The organism is Pseudomonas sp. 8(2025), assembly GCF_052665325.1.
This window is the reverse complement of record NZ_JBQOIE010000002.1, coordinates 459796-479355: the sequence shown is the minus strand read 5'-3', so window position 1 is coordinate 479355 and position 19560 is coordinate 459796. Positions and strand designations below refer to the sequence as shown.

At 64.2% G+C, this 19560-nt stretch carries 15 protein-coding genes and 1 tRNA gene; 3 read left to right on the top strand and 13 right to left on the bottom strand.

Annotated features, from left to right (window positions below; all coding sequences use genetic code 11):
- Positions 1–143: 143 nt before the first annotated feature.
- The 4 genes from ACUXVH_RS06030 to ACUXVH_RS06015 all read right to left on the bottom strand — a co-directional run bounded on the left by ACUXVH_RS06030 (position 144) and on the right by ACUXVH_RS06015 (position 3952).
- Positions 144–1127 carry a helix-turn-helix domain-containing protein gene (locus tag ACUXVH_RS06030; protein WP_065364806.1) on the bottom strand — a complete coding sequence of 328 codons (984 nt, stop codon included), beginning with the start codon at positions 1125–1127 and terminating at the stop codon, positions 144–146.
- Between the two features lie 264 nt (positions 1128–1391).
- Positions 1392–1467, bottom strand: a tRNA-Thr gene (locus ACUXVH_RS06025).
- 113 nt (positions 1468–1580) lie between these two features.
- On the bottom strand, positions 1581–2537 hold the full coding sequence (speB, locus tag ACUXVH_RS06020; protein ID WP_065364807.1) for an agmatinase: 957 nt from the start codon (positions 2535–2537) through the stop codon (positions 1581–1583).
- A gap of 29 nt (positions 2538–2566) precedes the next feature.
- On the bottom strand, positions 2567–3952 hold the full coding sequence (locus ACUXVH_RS06015; protein WP_065364808.1) for a sodium:solute symporter: 1386 nt from the start codon (positions 3950–3952) through the stop codon (positions 2567–2569).
- A 198-nt stretch (positions 3953–4150) separates the two neighbouring features.
- Between ACUXVH_RS06015 and ACUXVH_RS06010 the strand changes: the two genes are divergently transcribed.
- Complete coding sequence (locus ACUXVH_RS06010; protein ID WP_065364809.1) at positions 4151–4795, top strand: amidase; 645 nt, start codon at positions 4151–4153, stop codon at positions 4793–4795.
- Positions 4796–4848: 53 nt separating this feature from the next.
- Here the strand turns inward: ACUXVH_RS06010 and ACUXVH_RS06005 are convergent, their stop codons facing one another.
- The 9 genes from ACUXVH_RS06005 to ACUXVH_RS05965 all read right to left on the bottom strand — a co-directional run bounded on the left by ACUXVH_RS06005 (position 4849) and on the right by ACUXVH_RS05965 (position 15428).
- Positions 4849–5070 carry a formate dehydrogenase subunit delta gene (locus ACUXVH_RS06005; RefSeq protein ID WP_011058705.1) on the bottom strand — a complete coding sequence of 74 codons (222 nt, stop codon included), beginning with the start codon at positions 5068–5070 and terminating at the stop codon, positions 4849–4851.
- Positions 5067–7964 carry a formate dehydrogenase subunit alpha gene (fdhF, locus tag ACUXVH_RS06000; RefSeq protein ID WP_445494204.1) on the bottom strand — a complete coding sequence of 966 codons (2898 nt, stop codon included), beginning with the start codon at positions 7962–7964 and terminating at the stop codon, positions 5067–5069. Before fdhF ends, ACUXVH_RS06005 begins: the two co-directional genes overlap by 4 nt.
- On the bottom strand, positions 7961–9520 hold the full coding sequence (locus ACUXVH_RS05995) for a formate dehydrogenase beta subunit (RefSeq protein WP_065364811.1): 1560 nt from the start codon (positions 9518–9520) through the stop codon (positions 7961–7963). Before ACUXVH_RS05995 ends, fdhF begins: the two co-directional genes overlap by 4 nt.
- Positions 9520–9996 carry a formate dehydrogenase subunit gamma gene (locus ACUXVH_RS05990; protein WP_065364812.1) on the bottom strand — a complete coding sequence of 159 codons (477 nt, stop codon included), beginning with the start codon at positions 9994–9996 and terminating at the stop codon, positions 9520–9522. Before ACUXVH_RS05990 ends, ACUXVH_RS05995 begins: the two co-directional genes overlap by 1 nt.
- Positions 9997–10401: 405 nt before the next feature.
- A complete protein-coding gene (locus ACUXVH_RS05985; protein WP_065364813.1) occupies positions 10402–11217 on the bottom strand; it encodes an ABC transporter permease in 816 nt (271 codons plus the stop codon).
- A gap of 7 nt (positions 11218–11224) precedes the next feature.
- A complete protein-coding gene (locus tag ACUXVH_RS05980; RefSeq protein WP_047283525.1) occupies positions 11225–12061 on the bottom strand; it encodes an ABC transporter permease in 837 nt (278 codons plus the stop codon).
- A gap of 10 nt (positions 12062–12071) precedes the next feature.
- A complete protein-coding gene (locus ACUXVH_RS05975) occupies positions 12072–13184 on the bottom strand; it encodes an ABC transporter substrate-binding protein (protein ID WP_015633809.1) in 1113 nt (370 codons plus the stop codon).
- 85 nt (positions 13185–13269) lie between these two features.
- Positions 13270–14361, bottom strand: coding sequence for an ABC transporter ATP-binding protein (locus ACUXVH_RS05970; RefSeq protein WP_019093895.1), 1092 nt, complete (start codon positions 14359–14361; stop codon positions 13270–13272).
- A 149-nt stretch (positions 14362–14510) separates the two neighbouring features.
- On the bottom strand, positions 14511–15428 hold the full coding sequence (locus ACUXVH_RS05965) for a LysR substrate-binding domain-containing protein (protein ID WP_011058712.1): 918 nt from the start codon (positions 15426–15428) through the stop codon (positions 14511–14513).
- Positions 15429–15711: 283 nt separating this feature from the next.
- Here ACUXVH_RS05965 and ACUXVH_RS05960 point away from each other — a divergent pair, with 283 nt between their 5' ends.
- Both ACUXVH_RS05960 and ACUXVH_RS05955 read left to right on the top strand, forming a co-directional pair.
- Complete coding sequence (locus ACUXVH_RS05960) at positions 15712–17295, top strand: peptidase M20 (RefSeq protein WP_065364814.1); 1584 nt, start codon at positions 15712–15714, stop codon at positions 17293–17295.
- 144 nt (positions 17296–17439) lie between these two features.
- A complete protein-coding gene (locus ACUXVH_RS05955; RefSeq protein ID WP_065364815.1) occupies positions 17440–19341 on the top strand; it encodes an acyltransferase family protein in 1902 nt (633 codons plus the stop codon).
- The last annotated feature ends 219 nt before the right edge of the window (positions 19342–19560 follow it).

Genomic DNA, 19560 nt, shown 5'->3' with positions numbered 1-19560 from the left:
TAAGTGGGCATTACCTTTTCAGACTTTATAAGAACACCCTGCTGGAAACTTGCCATTTGGTGCCAAAAGCACAACAGGCAAGTACCGCGAAGTGGGTTATTTGAAGGCGCCCGATAGTGGGGCGGGAGGGTCAGGCGAAGAGGTTAACGATCATTTTTCAAGAGCGAGCGGTAGCGCGACGGCGAACTTCCGGTCCAGCGCTTGAAGGCTCGGGTAAAGTGCGCCTGATCACTGTAGCCCACCATGTAGGCAATCTCGGTCGCGGTGTATTTGCCGCTGGCAATCAATTGCAGTGCTTCGCTGCGACGGGTCTCGTCACGCAGGTCTTCGAAGTCGATGCCGCAGTACTTGAGGCGACGCTGTAGCGTTCGGGAAGACAAGCCGATGTTTCTTGAAATGGCGGTAAGTTTGGATCGATCCTGATCCGCGATCCGTTCGATCAGCACACCGGCGGCTTGCGCGGTCGACTTCAAGGCCTCGGTGACTTTCCAGGCGTCATCCCGGGCAGGTTGCAGAGGGGTGTCGAGCAGCTCACGATCGAATTCGATCATGTTGTGCTTCGCGTTCATGTGCAGATTCGGCCCCAGGTACTCCTCCAGCGCCTCATCTCCTCGCTCCCGCGGGTTTTGCAGATGCACCCTTATGGCGCAAGGCTCGCCGGACATGAGCGGCACTTTCCTCAGCAGCGCCAGAGTGCCGAGAATGACCTGCTTCGGATCAGCCCCGTGCTGCCCGGTGAATTGCTGGATCAGCTTCGTCGTACGGCCTTCGGTAACGATTCTTACGTCACTTCCTTGATGCAGTAAGTCCGTATGGATCGCTGCCACTGCGCACGCCTGGGCAAGGTTGGTCGAACCCAGGATCAATCCGCCCCAGGCGCCGAGTGAGCGTACTTCGATCAGATGCCCCACCGTTGCACCCGCGAAGGGGTCCTGTGCGACCGCGGCCATTTCATTGGCGATGTGAAAACAGGTCGCTCGCGGCACCCAGGCATCTGGGTATTGAAAAACCTGCGGGGAAATCCCGTAACGCCGGAAGAACTCCAGCGGCGACACCCCGCGCATGCTCAGGTAGGGCGCTATTTGCTGAAGCGTGCTGAGTTTGATGGAGGGCGTTGCATGGGTCATGAGCGTTTGCACCTGGTTCAAAGGCCGTGCACGTGAGGAACGTCCGAATCCGCAGGAAACACTAGCGCAAAACACCTGCCGGAGTCGTGCTGGCGATGTGCATTAAACACGAAGGACATTGTGCTTGTGGGACTTGCGAAGAAGGGTAAGGGGGCTGAAGCGCGGCGATACCGGGTCCAGCAAGGTGCTGAAGGCATCGGGAGAGGATTGTTTGACCCTGGAAACAACAAAGCCCTCGCATCGCTGCGAGGGCTTTGTTTTGTATGGTGCCGGCACCAGGAGTCGAACCCGGGACCTACTGATTACAAGTCAGTTGCTCTACCAACTGAGCTATACCGGCGTGTCAGGGCGACGATTATAGCGATTGGCGGGCTTCTGTAAACCCCTGAAATCTGACTATTTTTGCGAAGCGCTCAGGGCCGTGTTCGCTGGCAAACGATTGGCTGGCCCTCCTCAGGAGCCTTGCGCTATCGATTCGGCGAGGATGCACAGCAACTCGAACATCAGGGTCGCGCCCACCAGGGCGGTGGCGCCGCCGACGTCGAAGGGCGGCGAGACTTCCACCACGTCGGCGCCGACCAGGTTCAGGCCGCGCAGGCCGCGGATCATCTGCTGGGCCTGGAGGGTGGTCATGCCGCCGATCTCCGGGGTGCCGGTGCCGGGGGCGAAGGCCGGGTCGAGCACGTCGACGTCGAAGCTGATGTAGGTCGGGCCGTCGCCCACCACGCGCCGGGCTTCGGCCAGGGTGGCTTCGACGCCGATGTCGGTGAACTCTTCCATGTGGATCACGCGAATCCCGCAGTCCCGGGCGAAAGCCTCGTCGTCGGCGCTGTAGATCGAACCGCGAATGCCGATCTGCACCGTGCGCTTGGGGTCCAGCAGGCCTTCTTCGATGGCGCGGCGAAAGGGCGTGCCGTGGGTGTAGAGGTTGTCGCCGAAGTAGCGGTCGTTGGTGTCGGAGTGGGCATCGAAGTGCACCATGCCGATGGGGCGGTGGCGGGCCAGGGCGCGGAAGATCGGCAGGGTCACCAGGTGGTCGCCACCCACCGCCAGGGGCACGGCGCCGGCCTGGTGCAATTGGCTGAAGAAACCTTCGATCTGTTTCAGCGAATCCAGCAGGTCGATGGGGTTCACCGGTGCATCACCCAGGTCACCGACCCGGACCAGGTCATAGGGGGCGATGCGGCTGACATGGTGCACCTTGCGCATCAGGCTCGACTGGTTGCGCACCTCCCGCGGGCCGTGGCGGGCACCGGCACGGTTGGTGGTGCCGCCGTCCCAGGGCACGCCCACCAGGGCGATCTGCACCTGGGCCGGGTCGTTGAACAGCGGCAGGCGCATGAAGCTTGGAATGCCGGCGAAGCGTGGGACCAGGGCGGCATCCACGGGTTGGGGAAAGGGCTTGGACATGGCGGGGTTCCTTGTTCGCTGTGAAGGATTTATTCGGTGGCGCTGCGCAGTGCCGGTGCCGCCCGGCTTGTCAGGCTAACGCCGACAAAGGTCAGCAGGCTGACCCCGAGCCCGTAGTAGATCGGGGTGTTGGCGAGAATGCCGTCGCGGACCATGAATGCGATCACCGTCAGGCTGCCGGTGAGCATGCAGGCGATGGCGCCCCTGGCCGAGGCGCGGTGCCACAGCAGCGCGCCCATAATCGGCACCAGCAGGCCGCCCACCAGCAGGTTGTAGGCGATGCTCAGCCCGGCGATCACGTCGTTCACCAGGCACGCCATCAACAGCATCGCCGCGCCCAGCCCGAGGGTGATCCAGCGGCTGCTGGCCAGGTGGTTTTCCCCGCCCCGGGTAAGGAAGCGGCTGTAGATGTCTTCCTTGAGCACCGTGGCCGACGCCAGCAGGCAGGCGCTGGCGGTAGACATGATGGCGGCCAGGGCAGCGGCCACCACCAAGCCGCGCAGGCCGGCGGGCAACACGCTGCGGGTGACTTCGGCGAAGGCGTTTTCCGCCACCGCCAGGTCCGGCAACAGCAGCTTGGCGGCGGCCCCCACCAGGGCGCAGGCGGCGCCATAGAACATGCAGTAGATCCCGGCGCCGAGCCCGGCGTAGCGCACCACGCTTTCACTGCGGGCGGTGAACAGACGCTGCCAGATGTCCTGGCCGATCAGGGCGCCGAAGAAGTACAGCAGGAAGTAGGTGAGGATGGTGTCCAGGCCGATATTGCCCAGCTCGAAGAAGCCCGCCGGCAGGTTGGCCTGCAAGGCTTCCAGGCCGCCGGCCTGGCCCAGGCTCATGGGCAGCAGGACGCCGAAGATCCCCAGGGTCATGATCACGAACTGGATGATGTCGGTGAGGGTCAGCGACCACATGCCGCCGATCACCGAGTAGAAAATCACCAGGCCGCCGCCGCAGAGGATCGCTGTGATCCGCGGGATCTCGAACACCACTTCGGTGATCGAGCCGATGGCGATGGTGGCGGTCACCGCCACCATCAGGTCGTAGGCCACCATCACGCAGCCACCGATCAGCCGCGAGGACGCCTGATAGCGCTGCTCCAGGATCTGGGTCACGGTAAAGACCCGCAACTGGGCGATCTGCCGGGAGAACACCAGGCTCAGCACGATGATCCCAAGGCCCAGCATGAACACCAGCCACAGCCCGGAAATGCCGTAGCTGTAGCCCAGGCGCACCGAGCCTATGGTGGAAGCGCCGCCGAGCATCACCGCCGACAGCGTGCCCAGGTACAGGGCCGGGCCCAGGCGGCGCCCGGCCACCAGAAAGTCATCCTGGCTTTTCACTTTGCGCATGCCCCACCAGCCGAGGCCGGCCATCAGCAGGACGTAGATCGCCATTACCAGATAATCGAGTGCCATAACCGTCGCTTCCTTTTGTTTTTGTTGTTGAAGGCAGGTCGGCGCAGGGTAGGTGGCAGGGGTTGCCGGGTACATCCCGGCGGGCACAAGCTGGCTTGTGTTTTGTGGAAAGTGCCCGGGTGGCAGTGAAGGCTGCGGGCATTCGGCCGATAGCCTGTGCGGGCCCGGTGGCCGCCTCAGTCAAAGGAAACTTCAGTGATGAATCTCGCAACTCCCACCCTGCTGGCCGCGTTGGCGTTGCTCAGCGCTTGCAGTGTCAAACCGGTACAGCCCTATTCGGAACCGCCCCTGAGCGTGCCGACCGCGCAGTTGCGGGTGATCACCAACGGCGAGGTGCGCGGGGACGCCTATGCCGGGTGCCTGGGGGACAGCAAGCGCCTGGCCAAGGCCGGGCGTTTCGGCAGCGATCAACAGGCCAACATCAACTACCCGCAGTTCCCGGTGCAGCCCCGGCAGATCGACATGCTGCCCAGGTTCGCGCCGAAACTGCCGGCCTACGCAGGGGCGATCCGCAGGGGCGAGGGCGCCTACAACGAGATCGCCACCGAGTACCGGGTACCGGCGGGCCGGCCTTTCCTGCTGGAAGGCGGGGGCGTGGCGGCGGGTGGCTATGGCAGCACCTACAGCACCTGCCCCGAGGTGAGGAAGGTGGTGCTGTTCGAGCCGGGCAAGAGCTACGAGGCCTATGTCGGCCTGAACTACATCCCCCAGGCGAACGGCGAAACCGCAGCCATGTGTGCCTTTGCGGTGTACCAGTTGTTGCCACTGGGCAAGCCGGGAGCGGTCATGCCGATGGCGGTCCAGGCCAAGCCGCCGGTGGACAGCAAGTGCCCGGGTAGCTGAGCCGTTGGAGGGTAGCCCCGGCCTGGGGTAGCAGGCCGGGGGTGAGGGCTGGTCTAGGCCTCCCAGCCCGCGTCGCGCACCGCCTGCTGCACGAGTGGATGCAGTTCGGCCCCTTGCTGCTCGGTCTGCCAGGCCAGCAGTTCCTTGCGCATGCCTGGGGTCCAGAACATCTGCATGTGGTTGCGCACGCTGAGCACGGCCTGTACCTGGTCCGGCTCATTGGCGAAGTACGAGGCGATCTGGTTGGCCATCTTGATCAGGTTGGCGGTGCTCATCGGCGCACCTCCGCCTTGCCGCCCCGGGAGCGGCCACGCTTGTCCAGCAGGCGATGCTGCTCTTCGCTGAATGCCTGGTAGCGCTTCTGCCATTCGGAAGGGTGGTAGACGCGGCTGACTTCCACCGCGGTGACCTTGTATTCCGGACAGTTGGTGGCCCAGTCGGAGTTGTCGGTGGTGATCACGTTGGCCCCCGACTCGGGGAAGTGGAAGGTGGTGTAGACCACCCCCGGTGCCACCCGCTCAGTGACCCGGGCCCGCAGCACGGTCTGCCCGGCGCGGCTGCCGATGCCCACCCAATCGCCTTCGTTGATGCCCCGGCTCTCGGCATCGGTGGGGTGGATTTCCAGGCGGTCCTCGGCGTGCCAGGCGACGTTGTCGGTGCGTCGGGTCTGGGCGCCGACGTTGTACTGGCTGAGGATGCGGCCGGTGGTCAGCAGCAGCGGGTAGCGACCGTTGACCTTCTCGTCGGTGGGCACGTAGCCGGTGAGCATGAAGCGCCCCTTGCCACGCACGAACTCGTCGATGTGCATGGTCGGCGTGCCGTCCGGCGCGGCGTCGTTGCACGGCCATTGCAGGCTGCCGTGGCGGTCCAGGCTGGCGTAGCTGACGCCGGTGAAGGTCGGGGTCAGGCGGGCGATCTCATCCATGATTTCCGAGGGATGGCTGTAGTGCATCGGGTAGCCCAGGGCCGCGGCCAGGGCCAGGGTGCCTTCCCAGTCGGCCTTGCCGCCCAGCGGTTCCATGACCTTGCGCACCCGGGAGATGCGCCGTTCGGCGTTGGTGAAAGTGCCGTCCTTTTCCAGGAACGAGCTGCCCGGCAGGAACACGTGGGCGAACTTGGCGGTTTCGTTGAGGAAGATGTCCTGCACCACCACGCATTCCATGGCCGACAGGGCCGCGGTCACGTGCTGGGTGTTGGGGTCGCTCTGGGCGATGTCCTCGCCCTGGCAGTACAGGCCCTTGAAGCTGCCGCCCAGGGCTGCTTCGAACATGTTGGGAATGCGCAGCCCGGGATCGGCCTGCAGGGTGACGTTCCAGGCCTGCTCGAACTGCTGGCGCACCGCCTGGTTGGAGATGTGCCGATAGCCCGGCAGCTCGTGGGGGAAGGAGCCCATGTCGCAGGAACCCTGGACGTTGTTCTGCCCTCGCAGCGGGTTCACGCCCACCCCTTCGCGGCCGATGTTGCCGGTGGCCATGGCCAGGTTGGCGATGCCCATGACCGAGGTGCTGCCCTGGCTGTGCTCAGTGACCCCCAGGCCGTAGTAGATCGCCGCGTTGCCGCCGGTGGCGTAGAGGCGGGCAGCGGCACGGATGTCGGCGGCGGGCACGCCGCAGATGGCGCCGAGCACTTCCGGCGAGTTGTCCGCGCGGCTGACGAAAGCGCTCCACAGGGCGAAGGCCTCGGGCTCGCAGCGGGCGCTGACGAACTCCTGGTCGACCAGCCCTTCAGTGACGATCACATGCGCCAGGGCATTGAGCATGGCCACGTTGGTGCCGGGGCGCAGGGCCAGGTGCAGCTCGGCGCGGGCGTGCACCGAGTCCACCAGGTCGATGCGCCGCGGGTCGATGACGATCAGCTTGGCCCCTTCACGCAGGCGCCGTTTGAGCTGGGAACCGAACACCGGGTGCGCGTCGCTGGGGTTGGCGCCCATCACCAGGATTACGTCGGCCTGCATCACCGAGTCGAAGCTCTGGGTCCCGGCGGATTCCCCCAGGGTCTGCTTTAGGCCGTAGCCGGTAGGCGAGTGGCAGACCCGGGCGCAGGTATCGACGTTGTTGTTGCCGAAGGCCGCCCGCACCAGCTTCTGCACCAGGTAGGTTTCCTCGTTGGTGCACCGGCTGGAGGTGATGCCGCCGATGGAATCGCGGCCATATTTGAACTGGATGCGCCGCAGCTCGCTGGCGGCGTAGGTCACTGCTTCGTCCCAGCTGACTTCCTGCCACGGGTCGCTGATGTGCTTGCGAATCATCGGCTTGGTGATGCGGTCCGGGTGGGTGGCGTAGCCCCAGGCGAAGCGGCCCTTGACGCAGGAGTGGCCGTGGTTGGCCTGGCCGTTCTTGTACGGAACCATGCGCACCAGCTGGTCGCCCTTCATCTCGGCGCGGAACGAGCAACCCACGCCGCAGTAGGCGCAGGTGGTGATCACCGCCCGCTCCGGCTGGCCCATCTGCACCACGCTCTTTTCCATCAGGGTGGCGGTGGGGCAGGCCTGCACGCAGGCGCCGCAGGACACGCATTCGGAGTCCAGGAAGTTGTCGCCACCGGCCGCCGCAACCCGGGATTCGAAGCCGCGGCCGCTGATGGTCAGGGCGAAGGTGCCCTGGGTTTCCTCGCAGGCGCGCACGCAGCGGTTGCAGACGATGCACTTGCTCGGGTCGTAGTCGAAGTAGGGGTTGGAGGTGTCTTTCTGATCCTGCAGGTGGTTGGCGCCGTCATAGCCGTAGCGCACTTCCCGCAGGCCCACCTGGCCGGCGACGGTCTGCAGTTCGCAGTTGCCATTGGCCGAGCAGGTCAGGCAGTCCAGGGGGTGGTCGGAGATGTACAGCTCCATCACGTTGCGGCGCAGGGTCGCCAGTTTCGGCGTTTGCGTATGCACCACCATGCCTTCGCTGACCGGGGTGGTGCAGGAGGCCGGGTAGCCGCGCATGCCGTCGATCTCCACCAGGCACATGCGGCACGAACCGAAGGCTTCCAGGCTGTCGGTGGCGCAGAGTTTGGGGATTGTGGTGCCCAACAAGGCTGCGGCGCGCATCACCGAGGTGCCCTGGGGCACGCTGATGCTGCGCCCGTCGATGTTCAGGCTGACCTGCACCTGGCTGTCGCGGGCCGGGGTGCCGAAGTCCACGGCATTGAGATCGATATCTGTGGCTGGGTCGAAAAGAGTGATCATTGCTCGGCCTCCGAGGGCGCCAGACCGAAGTCGGCGGGGAAGTGCTTCAGGGCGCTGGCCACCGGGTAGGAGGTCATCCCGCCCAGGGCGCACAGCGAGCCGTATTGCAGGGTGTCGCACAGGTCCTTGAGGATCAGCGCCTGCTCATCGCGGCGGCCTTGATCGGGAGCGGCCAGCAGGCGATCGATGACCTCCACGCCGCGGGTCGAGCCGATGCGGCACGGGGTGCATTTGCCGCAGGATTCCTCGGCGCAGAACTGCAGGGCGAAGCGCGCCATGTGGGCCATGTCCAGGCTGTCATCGGCCACCACCACGCCGCCGTGGCCGAGCATCGCGCCCATGGCGGCGAAGGCTTCGTAATCCAGCGGCGTATCGAACTGCGAAGGCGGTACCCAGGCGCCCAGGGGGCCACCGACTTGCGCCGCCTTCAGTGGCCGGCCGCTGGCGGTGCCGCCGCCATAGCCTTCCACCAGCTCGCGCAGGGTCAGGCCGAAGGCCCGTTCCACCAGACCGCCGTGGCGCACGTTGCCCGCCAGTTGGAAGGGCATGGTGCCCAGGGACCGGCCCATGCCGTAGTCACGATAGAACGGCGCGCCCTTGGCCAGGATCAGCGGCACCGAGGCCAGGGTCAGCACGTTGTGCACCAGGGTCGGCTGGCCGAACAGGCCTTGCAGCGCCGGGATCGGCGGCTTGGCGCGAACGATGCCGCGCTTGCCTTCCAGGGAATCCAGCAGGGCGGTCTCCTCGCCGCAGATATAGGCCCCGGCACCGACCCGCACCTCCATGTCGAAGGCCTGGCCGCTACCGCCGGCATTGGCCCCGAGATAACCGGCATCCCGGGCGATGTCCAGGGCTTCGCGCAGGGTGGCCACCGCCTGGGGATATTCCGAGCGCACGTAGATATAGCCGTAGCTGGCGCCGACTGCGATGCCGGCAATGGCCATGCCTTCGATCAGCAGGAACGGGTCGCCTTCCATCAGCATGCGGTCGGCGAAGGTGCCGGAGTCGCCTTCGTCGGCGTTGCACACCACGTACTTCTGCTGCTGCGGCGTGTCGCGCACGGTGCGCCATTTGATCCCGGCGGGGAAGGCCGCGCCGCCACGGCCGCGCAGGCCGGAATCGAGCACCGCGGCCACGGTCTGCTCGCCGCCCAGGGCGATGGAGCGGGTCAGGCCCTCGAAGCCGCCGTGGGCCCGGTAGTCGGCCAGGGACAGCGGCCGGGTAATGCCGGCGCGGGCGAACAGCAGGCGTTGCTGGTTCTTCAGGTAGGGCAGGTCTTCGACCCGGCCCAGGGCCAGGGGATGGCTTGCGGCATCGCCTTGCAGGGCGTCCAGCAGCGCCGGTACGTCGGCGGCGCCCACCGGGCCGAAGCCCAGGCGCCCGTCCGGGGTGTCGACTTCCAGCAGCGGCTCCAGCCAGTACAGGCCACGGGAGCTGGTGCGTTGCAGCTGCAGCGGCAGCTGGCGCTGTTCGGCCTGGGTGGCGATGGCCTTGGCCACTTCATCGGCGCCCACGGCGCGGGCCAGGGAATCACAGGGCAGGTAGAGGCTGGGCATCACGCGTCCTCCCGGCAGCTGTCGAGCAGCGCGTCCAGGCGCTCGGCGCTCAGGCGTGCATGCAGCTGGCCATCCAGCTCCAGGGCTGGCGAGCAGGCGCAGGCCCCCAGGCAATACACCGGCCGCAGGCTGATGTTGCCGTCGGCGCTGCTGCCGTGGTCGTCCAGTTGCAGGCGCTCGCGCAGTTGCGCCGCCAGTTGCTCGGCGCCGCGGCTCTGGCAGGATTCGGCGCGGCACAGGCGCAGGATGTGCCGCGCCGGCGGCGAGGTACGAAAGTCATGGTAGAAGCTGATTACCCCGTGCACTTCGGCCTGGCTCAGGTTGAGGCTGTGGGCTATTTCCGGGATGGCGGGATCGGGGATGTAGCCGAGCTCTTCCTGGATCTGGTGGAGGATCGGCAGCAGCGCGCCCGGGGAGTCTTTGTGGCGCTCCAGCAGGCGGTGGATCAGAGGCAGGTGCAGTGTTTCATCAGGCATACAGCATTCCTCACGGTCACGGACACACCTGGTGGTTGTCGGCTGTCCGAAAGTGTCGGCTGCGGCGCTGGTTGCCGCGTCACGGTAGCGCAGCGTTTCAGGCCGTTGGCCATGCACCCTGAATGGGCATCTTGTTGTACCCGGCGCGGTCGTTGCCGCACCTGTTCAGGGCATAAAGGGCAGCTTGACACGCTGCTTCTGGTTCATCTGCACGAAAGCGACTTGTTCGGTTCCATCTACGACCACCCATTGAGTCTAGAAGAGCCTGGGCAACCGGGTGGGCGAGCGGGGCACTATCGGATAAAACGCGGGGAGTGAGGGATGACTTCGGTCAGCTCGGAAGCGAATAGCCAGGGAGTAGGGTGGGCCCTGTGGCGAGGGAGCAAGCTCCCTCGCCACAGGGCGCTAGGAGCGGGCGCGGCGCTGGGCGGCGTACTGCAAGGCCAGGCGGCCCATGAGTACCAGCAGGGTCAGGCAGATCAGCAGCACCGAGATCGCCGCCACGCTGGGGTCGACGTTATCGCGCAGGCCGCTCCAGATCCGCCGCGGCAGGGTGTTGACGTCGACACTGGTGATGAACAGGGTCACCGCCACTTCCTCCCAGGACAGGGCAAAGCTCAGCAGCGCGGTGGAGAAGATCCCCAGCTTGAGGTTCGGCAACATCACCAGGAAGGTGGTCTGCATCAGGCTCGCCCCCAGGTTGCGCGAGGCCAGTTCGATGCGCCGGTCCACCTGGCTCAGCGCCACCAGCATGGTCACCACGCCGTAGGGCACCACCATCACCACATGGGCGATCACCACCCCGGGCAGGGTGTCGTAGCCCCAGCCCGGGGCGATGCGCCCGAGGTTGGTTTCCATGAAGTACAGCACCAGCGCCGAGATCACCGGCGGAATGGCCATGGGCAGCAGCACCAGGCCGATCAGCAGGGTTGCCAGGCGCGAACGCAGGTACCAGATGCCGAGGCTGAAACTCACCGCCAGCAGGGTGGCGATCAGGCTGGTGGCGCTGGCGATGGCCAGGCTCTGGCCGATGCTCGACAGCCAGTCGGGGTTGCTTAGCAGCGCCTCGTAGTGGCGCAGCGACCAGTGGCCGTCGGGCATCGACAGGTAGCGTTTGGCGGTGAAGGAAACCGGGATCACCGTCAGCAGCGGGAACAGCATGAAGGCCATGGCGACCACGGCGATCAGCCGGGTACTCAGGGCAGTGCGATGTGTATTCATAGTGACCTCAACCCACCAGTCGATTGACACGGGTGATGCGCATCAGCAGCCAGATCAGCGCGCTGACCAGGGTCAGCAGCACCAGGCTCAGGGCCGCGCCCAGGCCCCAGTTGCTGGTCTGGAACATCTGCAGGAACACGTATTCGGCAATCATCACCGTCTGCCCACCGCCCAGCAGCACCGGGGTGATGAAGAAGCCCAGGCAGAACACGAAGACCATGATGAAGGCCCCCAGCAGCCCCGGCAGGGTCTGCGGCAGCAGCACCTGCCAGAAGGTGCGCAGGGCGCCGGCCCCCAGGCCGCGTGAGGCCAGCAGCACCCGTTGATCCAGCTGGCGCATGCTCGACAGCAGCGGGAACAGGGCATAGGGGATCATGAAGTGCAGCATGCCGATCACCACCCCCAGTTCGTTGCGGGTCAGTTGCAAGGGGTGATCGATCCAGCCCAGGGACAGCAGGCTGTCGTTGACCACGCCGTTGCTGCGCAGGGCGATCAGCCAGCCGAAGGCCCGCACCAGCACCGAGATCCAGAACGGGATGAACACGCAGATCTCCACCATGCGTTGCCAGAACGGCGGGCTGAACACCCAGCAGTAGGCCAGCAGGTAGCCGATCACCAGGGCCAAGAGGCTCACGGTCAGGCACAGGCGCAGGGTGCGCAGGAGCATGTCGTGGATCGCCGGGTCGGTTGCGATGCGCTGGTACTGCCCCAAGCCCGTCTCCGGCAGGGTGAAGCTCCAGCTCACCACGCCGAAGAACGGCAACAGATAGAACACCACCAGCAGCAGCGGCAGCGGGAACAGCAGCAGGCTGCGTTCCAGGCGTGCGGTTCGGGTTGCACTCATGGTTGGCGGCTCATTTGGACAGGTGGGTCAGGTACTGCTCCAGGGTGCTGGAGTAGTGGTCGGCGTACCACTGGGTGTCGAGGAAGATCTGCTTCTTCATGTTGGCTTCGGAGGCGCAGTTGATCTCCCGCTGTTCGGCGCTCATCAGTTGCTGGGTGGCGGCGTTGGATGGGCCGTTGCCCAGGGCCTCGAACAGCTTCAGTTGCCCGGCCGGCTGCAAGGCGTGCTGGATGAACTGCATGGCCGGTGCGGTGCCCGCGGGGTTGTCCTTGAGCACGCCCCAGCTGCTGGCGTTGAGGAAGGCATGGTCGAAGCCCCACTTGATGCGGCCGCCGCTGTCTTCGTGGAGCAGGGTGGCGCGGGTGTGCCAGATGGCGCCCATGGAGGCTTCGCCTTCGATCATCAGCTGCTGGCTTTCGGCGCCCGAGCCCCAGAACGACAGGACATGTGGCTTGAGCTCATCGATCTTGCGCAAGGCGCGGGGCACGTCCAGCGGGTACAACTGCTCGGCGGCCACGCCATCGGCCAGCAGCGCGGCTTCGAGCATGCCGTTCATCCACTTGTAGAGGGTGCGCTTGCCGGGGAATTTCTCCACGTTCCAGAAATCCGCCCAGTCCTTGGGGCCGTTGTCGCCGAACTTCTGGCTGTCCCAGGCGATCACGTAGCTGAACAGGTAGCCGGCGATGCCGTGCTCGTGGGACAGCGACGGCGCCACCAGGTCCCGCTGCACCACGCTGTAGTCCAGGGGTTGCAGGACCTTGTCGCGGCCCAGGGTCATGGCGCTATAGCTGTCCACGTCGACCACGTCCCAGCTCGGCCGGCCGCTGGCCAGCTGCGAACGGATGGCCCCTTCGGTGGGGCCGGCGCCGTCGATGCGCACCGGGATGCCGGTGCTCTTGGTGAAGCTGTCGGTCCAGGCGCTGCGAAAGGCATTGAGTGCGTCGCCGCCCCAGTTGACCACCACCAGGGGCTTGTCGGCGGCCCAGCTGATACCGCTGCGCAATGCCAGGGGCACCGCCGCCAGCAGGCCCATGGCCTGGAGGAAGGTGCGGCGGCTGACCTGCCCGCCGCGGGCTTTTTCGATGAGGATTTCAATGCAGTCGCGTTGATGGTGCTGGCTCATGGGGCAAGTCCTCGCGAGGCCGGTGCAGGGCGCGCCGGCCGATTATTGTTATGGGAGAGCTGTGCGCGATGGGGGAGCGGCCGGCTCAGGCTTCCAGCAGGAAGCTGTGGCGTACCGGCCAGCTCAGCCACACCGGGGTGCCGCTGGGCAATCGGGCGCCGGGGTGGTCGCCGGGCACCGAGAGGTTCACCGGTGCCAGTTCCGGGCTGATGTTCAGCGCCAGGTGGGTGCTGGAGCCCTGGTACACCCGCTCGCCGAGGCAGGCGGGCAGCACGTTGTGCTCGCCGGCTTGCGGGCGCTCGGTGTGCAGGGTCATGTGTTCCGGGCGTACCGCCAGCAATTGCGGCTGGCTGCTGATTTCCCCGGACGTGGTGGCCTGCAGCGGGCTGTCGCCAAAGCGTCCGCTGGCCTGGCTGCCGTTGCGGGAAATGCCTTGCAGCGGGAACAGGTTCATCTTGCCCAGGAACTCGGCGACGAAGCGGTTGCGCGGGCGGTCGTAGATGGTTTCCGGGGTGTCGATCTGTGCCAACCGCCCCTGGTTGAAGATGGCGATGCGGGTCGACAGCGCCAGGGCTTCACCCTGGTCATGGGTGACGAAGACGAAGCTGGTGCCGACCTGGCGATGAATGCGTTGCAGCTCGGTCTGCAGTTGCTCGCGCAGGTTCTTGTCCAGGGCCGAGAGCGGCTCGTCCAGCAGCAGCATGTCCGGCTCGAACACCAGGGCCCGGGCGATGGCGACGCGCTGTTGCTGGCCACCGGAAAGTTCGGACGGCTTCTTGTTCAGGTGGGCGCCCAGGCCCACCACTTCGAGGATGTGCTTGACCCGGCGCTGGCGCTCCTCGGCTTTCACGCCTCGGATGCGCAACGGGTAGGCGACGTTGTCGGCCACGCTCATGTGGGGAAACAGCGCGTAGCCCTGGAACACCATGCCGTAGTTGCGTTTTTCCGCCGGCCGCCGGCTGATGTCCACACCGCGCTCCAGCAGCTTGCCGGCGCTGGGGGTGAGGAAGCCCGCGAGGATCATCAACAGGGTGGTCTTGCCTGAGCCCGAGGGGCCGAGCAGGGTGAGGAATTCGCCTTGGCGAACGTCGAGGTCGATGCCGTCCAGGGCAGTGAAGTTGCCGTAGAACTGGCTGATTCCTTGGGCGCTGAGTTGAGTCGAGGGACTGCTGGACACTACGGAGATCTCCCGCAAAGCCGGCCTGCGCTATGGAATTTTTATTGTCGGAACAGCAGGCGGTCGGCTCATTATTGTGAAAAGCAACGCCACATCAATGGAATAATTTTTGTCTCATTGGTGAGTGAAATTTCCCAGTCGCGAGCGCCTCAGGGTTCGCCGGAGGGGGCGTCCGAGATGTGCTGGGCGCTGGTCTGCAACTGGTTCTTCAACCATGCGCTGAAGGCCTGGACCACCGAACGCTCGGCCTTGGCCGGGTCGATCACCAGGAAGTAGCCGCGCAAGGCGCTGATGCTGATGTCGAACGGGCGCACCAGCAGGCCCCGGGCCAGGGCGTCGCCACTGAGCAGGTTGTCGCCAATCGCCACGCCCTGGGCGGCGATGCAGGCCGACTGGGCACAGTGCGCATCGGAGAAGGTGATGCCGCTGTCGGCGTTGACCTGGCTGGCGCCCGCCGCTGCCAGCCAGACCCGCCAGTCGCTGGTGTCGCTCATGTGGATCAGCGGGAAGTCCTTGAGGTCCAGTGGGGTCTTCAGGCCGCCGATGGCGTTGATCAGGCGTGGGCTGCACACCGGCGAGAAGCGCAGGGTAACGATCTGCTCCACCAGCAGCCCCGGCCAGTCGCCGATGCCATAGGCGATGAACAGGTCGGCTTCGGCATCGCTGGTGTCGTCCTGGGAGCGCGGGCTGACCACCTGCAACTGCACCTGGGGGTACTGGCGCAGGAAACCGTTGATGTGATTGCACAGCCAGAAACTGGCGAACCCCGGGTTGCAGCTGATGCGCAGTTTTCCGGACACCGACAGGCCGTCGAAACGCCTCCCGGCGTCCTGGATGTCGGCCAGGATGCGCCGCACCTCCCGGGCATAGCACTGGCCCTGGTAGGTCAGGCCGATGCCGCGCCCGACCCGTTCGGTGAGGGCAAAACCCAGGCTCTGTTCCAGGCTGATGATCTGGTGGCTGATGGCGCTGCGGGTCAGGCTCAGTTGCTGGGCGGCAGCAGTGACGCTGCCCAGCCGGGCGACCGCGTCGAGGGCGCGCAGGGCGGTGATCGAGGGGTAGCGCATACAACCTCCGGGTCAAGGGAACCTGTGTTCGACGGCGTTCGTATTCCGCACATAGTGCGGCGCAGTATGGGCCGCCCTCTCGGCAAACTGGTCAATTTACTTTGACATTGCCGCCTAAAAAATTCGATTGATGTAATCGGTGCTTCACCAATACTGAGCCTCGATCCGGCCTTCAGCCGACCGGACAAGCCTAATAACAACAAGAGGTCCCGCAGGCCGAGTGGGGGCGCTGTGGCGTCCTGGCGCCGGCCGGCCGGAACCTGGATAACCAGGAGTGCCGCGGATGTCCCGTTACAAAGAATTCGCCATTGATTGGGTTGAACGCCACCGCCAGCAACTGTCGGACTGGCACCAGATCATCTGGCATTACGCCGAGCCGGCCTTTCGTGAATACAAGTCCAGCGCCTGGTACGTGCAACTGCTGGAAGCCGAGGGCTTCACCGTCGAGCGCGCCAGCGGCGGCATGCCCACGGCCTTCTGCGCCACCTTCACCCAGGGCCAGGGACCGCTGCTGGCTACCTACGGCGAATACGATGCGGTGCCCGGCAACTGCCAGGCGGCCACTACCCGCAAGCAGCCGCGCGATGGCCTGTCGCGCTTCGCTCCGGGGCACACCGACCCGCACTCGGCCCTGGGCATCAGCGCCCTCGGCGGGGCCCTGGCGGCCAAGGCGACCATGGTGGAATTCGGCCTGCAGGGCAGCATCAGGTTCTTTGGCGAGCCGGCGGAAAAGCTCCGCGCCTCCAAGCCGGTCCACGCCGCCAAGGGCTACTACGATGACCTGGATGCCGCCATCAGTTTCCACCCCACCTACATGTTGCCGCTGAACAACACCACCACCTGGGACACCCACTGCGGCATCGCCTACGCCTACATCTACAGCTTCACCTGCGAGGATCCGCAGAACTGGATCGCCGCCGATCGCTACAGCCCGATCCCGCAGAACCATCTGGCGGCCCGGGCGCCGGGGGCCAACGACGCCCTGGTGCATTTCTACACCCTGAACGAAAGCCTGCGCCGTTCGACCCTGCCGTTCACCGGCCTGTGGAGCTACAACGAGGCGATTCTCACCGCCGGCCAGGCCACCGCGGACAACCTGCCGCCGCACCTGTCGCAGATCCAGTACCTGCTGCGCTGCGATTCCATCGAGCAGGCCGAGACCATCTCCCAGGTCATGGACAACAACGCCGCAGCGGCCGCCATGGCCACCGGCTGCCGCTGGAAAAAGACCTGGGTGTGCAAGTCCCGGGGCGGCCTGCCCAACCACGTCATGGCCCAGGCCACCTACGACAACCTGGCGGCGGTGGGCGCTCCACAGTGGGACGAAGAAGCCCGGGAGATCGCTCGGGAAATCCAGCGCAACCTTGGCCTCGAAGCCATGGAACGGCCATTTCTGCCGGCCACCGAAGCCTTGATCGAACCCCAGGAATGCGAGCGCCAGATGCGCCTGCAAATGCCCGCCTGGCAGAACTACCTGACCTCCGATGACTACCCGGAATACACCTGGCACTGCCCCACCGTGCGCCTGCTGGTGGCCCGGCCGATGCTCAGCGCGCCAGCTGGCACGGTCTATCCGGACTGGGTGTCCAACGCCCTGGGCGGCATCCGCCAGACCATCGACCCGATGATCGAAGTGGCGGCCAAGACCATTGCCGCGACCCTGGTGGACCTGCTGACCGACGAAGCCCTGTTGAGTGCGGCCAAGGCCGAGTTCGTGGAGCGCACCGGTGGCGGTATCGGCGGCACTCGCTGGCAGGCGCCACTGCTGCCCGAGGACTTCAAGGTGCCCCACGATTTCCGTTGGCCGGAGTACATCAGTACCGCCCGGGGCGAAGAATGGTGGATCCCGGCGCGAGCGGATGAGTAGGCGCGTCAGTTTGCGTCGGGATGAAGGATGAAGGTCGAGGCAGCTCATACATGAGCTGCCGATTTATTTATCTTTCGTAGTCCTATTGTGTCTTCTCGGATACCATGCCGGCCGCGAACGAAGGACCTGATCACGGATTGGCAGATGCAGTTCAGAAAGAATATAAATGCCTTACGGGCAATAGCCGTTATTTCAGTTGTGTTGTTCCACTTCAAAGTTTCAGGGTTTTCTGGAGGCTTTGCCGGGGTCGATATCTTTTTTGTAATTTCCGGCTACTTGATGACTGGAATTATCTTTTCCGGGCTACGGGAGCAGCGTTTCTCCTTGGTCGGATTCTATGCTGCCAGGGCGCGTCGGATCATTCCTGCTCTGGCGATACTGTGTCTGGCGCTGTTGGCCTTCGGTTTTATATTTCTGCCTCTGGATGACTATCGCGACACCATCAGAACCATCAAGAGCAGTTTGCTGTTCAGTTCCAACTTCGACTTCGCCAAGAGCGGTAACTACTTTGATGCCCCCTTGCACGAAAACTGGTTGCTGCATACCTGGTCGTTGTCTGTGGAGTGGCAGTTCTATCTGATCTATCCGTTGCTGTTGATGGCCATCGGCAAGTACCTAAGTTTGCAGAAAGCCAAGTGGGTGCTGCTGTTCAGCGCTGCCGCTTCTCTGGTGGCCTCTGCCATCGTTACCCAGACCCATCCAGTCTTTGCCTTCTATATGTTGCCCACCCGGGCCTGGGAAATGATCGCTGGCGGCCTGGTATTCCTGTTCCCGCTGCATCTGAGCAAACGCCATGGGCAAGTGTTCGAGCTACTGGGTCTGGGGTTGATTCTGGGCAGTGTCCTGGGTTTCTCCGAGGGTGATCTATGGCCAGGCTACCTGGCCCTGGTACCTGTGCTCGGGACAGTATTGGTGATCTACGGCAATACCCAGTCGTTATTCAGTAATAATAAGTTCTTGCAGTTTTTTGGGAGCACTTCTTATTCAACTTACTTGTGGCACTGGCCAATTGTGGTGTTTCTGTACACCTGCGGGCTGTTGATTCAGTGGGAAGCGGTTGTGTTCGCCATTGTTCTTTCTTTTGTGTTGGGCGCGTTCTCTTATTATCTGGTGGAGTCGAAAGTCAGTAAGAGCACTTCAGCGCGAAACACACTGTTCAAATATGCCGGTGTTACTGTCGCGGTAGTTGCTGTTTCGGCGATTACCGCGTCCGTGGTCAAAGACTATCCTCAAGTCCGATTTGCATTTGTCGATCTGGGCCAGCCGCAATATACGAGCAAGCTTTACACCCAAGAGTGCAGTCCCAATGACTACAGTGCCGCCACCTGCAAGTTTGGCTCCGGCAGGGTCTCGGTCATTCTCTTTGGCGATAGTCATGCTCAGTCCACCGGTGCTGCGGTGCAGTTGGAGAACAAGCAGGCGGCGATATCCTGGGCGCGTGGCGGCTGTCCAACCCTTCAGCACTTTGAGATGCGGGACAAGAAGCAGCAGAGCCAGTGCCTGGGGTTTAACAATGAGTTCCTGACGCGCCTGAAAGAGGAGTATCACGGTGTGCCGGTCATTCTCTTCAGTCGCGCCGCGATGTATTCCGATACCAATCGGGACAATAGCTACCGAGCGTTCTTCAATGGCAATGAGCGTCAGGACCAGGCAGCCTTTGCTCGCGATTACATGGCCGAGTACACACGAACCGTGTGTTCGATTGCCCAGGATCACCCTGTCTACATCGTCAAGCCTATTCCCGAGATGCCTTTCAGCGTCTACAAAGGCCTGAATCTGCATACTCGTATCTTTGGACGGACCTCTGACATCAGCACCTCTCTTGAGGACTACCAGCGCCGCAATCACCTGGCGATCCAGGCCATTGAAGTGGCCGCTCAAGCGTGCAACGCCCAGATCCTCGATCCCACGCCTTATCTGTGTCCCAATGGCCGTTGCATGGGCTCCCAGGATGGTGTGCCGCTGTACTTCGATGACAACCATTTGGTCGACTCCGGAAACCAGTTGCTCAGAGGGTTGTTCAAGGGCTTGATCAAGGACAGTTGAGGGCTACGGGGTAGGGCATAAGCTGCGCGACATAGACTGAACAGCGCATTGTTTATGCCCTTTGCCCAAGGCTTTATGCACAACGGATGGGTTGCCAGGGCCTGGATGGACCGGTTTTGTGGACCGTTTCTCATTTTTTGCGCAACTGGCTGTTTTTTCGACGGTTTATTTTGTGAACAAAAAATGACCAGCCTATGTTTTTGGCTCCAGGCCAGGCTT